Origin of the sequence: uncultured Campylobacter sp. (genome assembly GCF_937997465.1) — a bacterium.
In the GTDB taxonomy this organism is placed as follows: Bacteria; Campylobacterota; Campylobacteria; order Campylobacterales; family Campylobacteraceae; genus Campylobacter_A.
The window spans coordinates 1-5,675 of the sequence record NZ_CALKTQ010000051.1; the positions used below are offsets into that span (position 1 = coordinate 1).

The window sequence follows — 5,675 nt, forward strand, 5'->3', positions numbered from 1 at the left end:
TCGCTGTGGAAAAGGATGATTTATTTTCTGATGACATTTTAAAGGGGGAAAATCAAAAGATTTTGAGTTTGGAAACTTTTGATGGGAAAGAATGTAGTGAAAAATCAGAAGGGAAAAATGAATTTTTAGAAGATAATATTGGAAAAAGTAATGAAAATAATGAAGCAAAAGAAGAGAAAGAAGTAGTTTTAAAAGTTGCACATGTTGAACCTGAAACAAGATCTACTAATAGGGCTCTTCTAATCTTTAAGGAAGAAGTAGAAGAAGCTTCTAAGGGAAGTATAAAAATAGAAATATATCCAAATGGAGCTCTTGGAGGAGATGTTCAATTGACAGAATCTGTTGCGATGGGAACGATTGATATGGCTTTGCCTTCAACATCTGTTTTAACATCATATACTGATAATTTTGGAATTTTAGATATGCCTTATCTTTTTATATCTTCGGAAGCTGCATTTAATGCAATGGATGGAAAAATGGGTGAATATTTTAATGAAGCTCTAAAATCATCTGGATTAGTAAACTTAGGTTATACATATAATGGACCTAGAAGTATAACAAATAGTGTAAGAGAAATAAAGAAACCAGAAGATTTAAAAGGAATAAAAGTTAGAGTAATGGAAAGCCCTGTTTTTATCGACTTCTTTAGAACATTAGGTGCTAATCCAACTCCTATGAGTTTTACTGAAGTATATACTGCTTTACAACAAGGAGCTGTTGAAGCACAAGAGAATCCACCTTCATTAATATATGCAAATAAATTTTATGAAGTACAAAAATTTTTAAGTATTACAGAACATGTCCATAATTTTCTTGCATTTATTATGAATGCAGAGAAATTTAATTCTTTAAGCGATGAACAAAAAGCTATATTACAAGAAAAAGCAAAAAAATATATAGAAAATCAAAGAAAAATGGAACTTGAAGATAATAATAAATATATAGAATTATTGGGAACTGAAGGAAAATTAAAAGTTAATATTTTAACTGCTGATGAAAAAGAAAAATTTAAACAATTTATCTTAAGTAATTGCACCATGGTTGAAATAGTTGTGACTGACCAACAAGAAGCATTTAACTACTTTGACTCACAAAATACCAGAGGTAAAGCACTAGAAGTGCACGATCTGCTAAAAGCATACCATCTAAGGCATATGGCAGATGATGACGAAGCTAAAAAAGTGCAGGTAATATCAAATTGGGAGGATAAAAATAGCGATGAAATAAAAGAAATTTTTAGCGATTTTTTGTTTCCTATTATTAGATGGCAACGTAGAGAGAGCGGATTATATTATTCCAAAGACCACATAGATATTTTTAAAGGTATAGACCATACTTCGCTATACAATGTGACTAAATTTAATAAAGCAGCGATCGAATTCGGCGCGCAAAATAGCGGTAAATTTTTACTCACTCAAGATTTGTTAAGTGGAAAACACTTTTTTGATTTCACAGCTCACTACCTAGACCTTTACCATAAAATAAAGAATTTTGTAGAAGCAAAATATAACGACAACACTATGCCTAGAAAAAAGAGAGGCGATAAATATATAGTAAGACTTTTTGAATGCCTTATAATGGCATTTGTTGATAGATTTGGCTTTGATGAGCTTAGCGAAAATATTTGCGCATTTTTTTATAGATACGTTTATACTTTACGTTTGGCAAAACAGGCCGTATATCTAGAGAGCATAAACAAATATGCACTTGGATATCAAGATGAAAATAGCGGATTAAATTTATTTGAAAAAATATCTCATATGAGGTCGCCAGATGAAATTTACAGCGTTGAGCTATGTGATATTGAAACAATCGTTAATGGATACGATGATATAAAAAATAGATTGGAGATTAAAAAATGAGTAAAACAGATGATCTAAAATTTAGTGTAGAAAAAATTTTTGAAAGCAAGTATCTCATACCCATATATCAGCGCAACTACGCCTGGGGCGAAAAAGAGATAGTGGCACTTTTGGATGATATAAGCAGTAATAATAATGAGTATTTTATAGGGAGCTTAGTCGTAAGAGAAAAAGATGGTGTTTTTGAAGTTATAGATGGGCAGCAAAGACTCACAACTCTATATTTGACACTAAGATATCTTAAGTACGACATAAAAGATAAACTAGAATTTGAAGCCAGGCAAAAGTCAAATGAAACACTAGAAAAAATTTACAATGTTGATAAATGGGCTGATTTGCCGTCTAGTGAAATAGTAAGCGGGTTTAAAATTATAAAAGAGTATTTTCAAAACAATAGAGGTTTTGAAAATAAAATTTTAAAAGCACAAATTCTACGCGTGCCAGTCCCAAATGATGCCGATCTAAATCATTTTTTTGAGATAATGAACACAAGAGGCGAGCAACTAGAATTTCACCAAGTCGTAAAAGCAAAAATTTTAAAAATCTTAGAAGAAAAAGAGAGAAAAATAGCTGCGTTAGTTTGGGATGCATGTGCGGATATGGATAGATACGTGCAGATGAGTTTTAAAAAGAAATTAAGAGAACAAATTTTTGGCAATGAATGGGATAAAATTTGTGATGAAAATAAACTTTTTGAAATTTCTATAGAAGATGACAGCGATGCTGAAGGGAGGCTACTAAGCGAAATTTTAGACAACAAAAATTTAACTTCCGAAAAAACAATGCAAGATGAAGGCGAAAACGAAAGATTTTCATCTATTATAAATTTCCCAAATTTTCTTTTACAAGTAAATGCCGTTATGAGCAATAATACAAGCAGTACAAATGAACTGCTTTATGATAAAAAATTGATTGATAATTTAAAAAAATACTTCGATAATAGTGAAAATGCCAAAAATTTTATCTACAACCTTTTAAAATTTAGATTTTTGTTTGATAAATTTATTATAAAAACTGATGAAAATGATAAAAATGACGGAGAAAAATGGTCGCTAAAAATGCTCAAAAAATATCGCAATAACAACAAAGATACATTCGGCTACGTGGATACGTTTGATAACAATAAATTAGTTGTCACCTTGCAGTCTTGCTTGCGTATCACATATACTTCGCCACGCGCTATGGAGTGGATTTTTACACTTCTTAAGAGACTTAACGAAAATACAACAGCCAATATGCAAGAAATTTTAGAAACGTATGCAAGAGAGAAGGTAAAAAATGCGCTAGAAAAAAGCACCTCTTATCCTATGTGTGAGAGAATAGTCCTTGCTTATCTTGATTATATTTTATATAGAGAGTGTATAGTTAGCACTCGAAATAGCGAACCAAAACAAAAACTACAAAATGCTTTTGAAGCGGTTGGCGATGTAAATTTAAAAAATTTAAAAGAGTGGGAATTTAAATTTAGAGACTCTATCGAGCATTTTTACCCACAAAATCCTTCTGGGGATAGTATAGAGTGCATGAATGATGACGGAATTTTGAACTCTTTTGGCAACTTAGCGCTTGTTACAACTTCCGGTAACTCTAAATTTTCTAATCTTGCCCCGTCTGCAAAACTAACCACATATCCAAATATAATAACGCAAAGCCTAAAATTGATATTGATGTCGGAGTGCATCAAGAACGGTACCCTGGATGAATATAAAGAAGCGATTGTCAAACATGGCCAAGAAATGTTAAGCATTTTACGGTATGACGTAGAGTATGTTGACATAGAATAATACAAGATTTTTAACTTGCCTATTTTTGGCAAGTTAAATTTGATATATTTTATATACTTCCTTGGTTTAACTCCTCAAAATACTCCCCTATCTCATCTCTTAGCTCATCTGCTAGCTCTTTTGGTTCAAGCACCTTGATAAATGGGATGTAGTAGTATATGAGTGGCTTGATCTCCATTATGTTGGTGTACTCTATATCGATGATGACGGAGCCATCGGAGTCCTGGCCATATATGCTTTGCTTGGCATATGGTTTTCTCTCAAAATACTTCTTTATCTGCGGCGCTAAAAGCAGCTTGGCCGTCTTTGGCTCATCTAGCGTCGCCCATGCGGAGTTTATATTTTTTAGCCTATCTTCTATTTTTGCTTCTACATTAAATTTGCCCTCAAGTATTTTAATGTTTGCGATGCTTTTTAGATGAAATTTTTTAAAGGTATCGTTTTTGCCCGTATCAAGAAAAAGCAAATACCAAAACCCGTCAAACATCGCTAGTTTTAGCGGTTTTATCTTAAATTTAAAGTTATTATACTCACACTCTACCAGTCTTTTTTCTTTGATGGCGTTTTCAAGTAGTTCGAAATTTGCAAAGTCTTTTTCGTCTAGTTTCTCGTTGTTTATATTAGTTAGTATAGGATGGTTTAGCCTGCTAGTGATCTGCTCTAGTAAGACGTGAGCCTTTGAATAAAAATTTGTCCCCATGGTTTTTGAGATATTGTCTAGGATGTTTATGATGGTTCGCTCTTCTTGATCTAGGTTATCTTTGGCCTCGGTTTTATCCATGCTCCACATCCTACCCTTTTTTACGGCTCCGTTTTTGGCTAGCACGTCATAAAGATCTCTTTGTATGGTTTTAGTGCAAACGCCGAGCTTCTCCGAAAGTTCGGATATGGAGTGAGGTTTGTTACTGATAAGAACGGCTATATCGTTTATGCGTTCGTATTTACTCGTGCTAGTTTCTGGGATGATTTTTTTAGGTTTTTGCATGGAAGCTCCTTTGGGAGTATTATAGCGATATAAGACTTATAGTTGTCTAGTTTAAAAGGCATAGACTCAAGATAAGCTAAAAACATTTAAACATGTTTTTAGATATAATTTTGACTCAATGGAACTTAAACATATTCTTTCTTATCAATTTCAATAGTTTATGATACAAGTTTTCCTGCGTAGTTTTAGTATTATATCCGAATTCACCACCTTGAAGATGTAACAAGAAATTCTCTTTATCTTAACTTCTCTGTAGTCACTACTATCGTTACGCTTGAAAATTTAGATAACACATTTGGTGTCTCCATATTTTGGTGTTTGCAAATTCATTCTTTGACCGCTTTACTCTATAATGAGCTTTAGCTCCGTAAATCAACCAAATAGTTATAAGGTTTCCAGCAATAAGAATAAAATCTAATCCGCTCTTGTGCTTAGTTTAGAATGGGTAGGTTTCTTAAATACTAAATAAAACAGCATATTAAATATTAACCCTCAAAGCTCTCTCAATGTTTTCCATTAGCCCTAATTTAAATTCATCATTTGTCGCAAAAAGCCTATAAAGCTCAAGCTCTTTTCTTCTTTCATTGTTTATCACTTCGTCTATTATTTTTGCGATAGCGAGCCTTCTGTTGATTTCATCTGTATTTTTCTCGTAATTCTCCTCAAAATCTTTATGTGCTTTTACTTTACCCATAATGTGTATAAATTTAGCCCTTTGCTCATCAGGCGTAGCGTCCCAGCCCTTAAACCACTTCTCGTTAAAATTTCTTATTATCTCATCTAGTGGATCTTTTTTCTCATCATCTGCGTGAGCGCCTCTTAAATTTGGATTTTGCGGCTCTAGCTCCGCCTCGCTTGGATCTAGCTCTATTTTTGCTCCAAGTCTCACCCTTTCTAGTCCATAAGTAGATAGATCGACTGCATTTAAAAGCTCGTCTAGTCTATCTTTATCCTTATCTTTTACGACCATTTTAGGTATTAGAAATTTCAAAAACCAAAACAGCTTCTCGCACTCTACTATTTCATAAGGCATGATTGACGCCA

General features: G+C 33.0%; 3 protein-coding genes and 2 pseudogenes. 2 read left to right on the plus strand and 3 right to left on the minus strand.

The window, feature by feature from the left end:
• Positions 1–1,862 (plus strand): TRAP transporter substrate-binding protein (locus tag Q0546_RS01535; RefSeq protein WP_298789902.1); only part of this gene is annotated, 1,862 nt, incomplete at its 5' end.
• Complete coding sequence (locus tag Q0546_RS01540) at positions 1,859–3,646, plus strand: DUF262 domain-containing protein (RefSeq protein WP_298789904.1); 1,788 nt, start codon at positions 1,859–1,861, stop codon at positions 3,644–3,646. The genes Q0546_RS01535 and Q0546_RS01540, both read left to right, overlap by 4 nt.
• A 49-nt stretch (positions 3,647–3,695) precedes the next feature.
• On the opposite strand, the gene Q0546_RS01545 is transcribed toward Q0546_RS01540, so the two are convergent.
• From Q0546_RS01545 to Q0546_RS01555, 3 genes and pseudogenes are all read right to left on the minus strand, one after another.
• Positions 3,696–4,631 carry a WYL domain-containing protein gene (locus Q0546_RS01545; RefSeq protein WP_298789906.1) on the minus strand — a complete coding sequence of 312 codons (936 nt, stop codon included), beginning with the start codon at positions 4,629–4,631 and terminating at the stop codon, positions 3,696–3,698.
• Positions 4,632–4,746: 115 nt separating this feature from the next.
• Positions 4,747–5,041, minus strand: a pseudogene (locus Q0546_RS01550) (IS1595 family transposase); the annotation flags it as partial.
• 68 nt (positions 5,042–5,109) lie between these two features.
• Positions 5,110–5,675 (minus strand): annotated as a pseudogene (locus Q0546_RS01555) (type I restriction endonuclease subunit R); the annotation flags it as partial.

What these genes read in the sequence shown, in the direction of transcription:
- Q0546_RS01540 (WP_298789904.1), top strand. Translation starts at nt 1,859, where the DNA reads ATGAGTAAAACAGATGATCTAAAATTTAGTGTAGAAAAAATTTTTGAA.
- Q0546_RS01545 (WP_298789906.1), bottom strand. Translation starts at nt 4,631, where the DNA reads ATGCAAAAACCTAAAAAAATCATCCCAGAAACTAGCACGAGTAAATAC.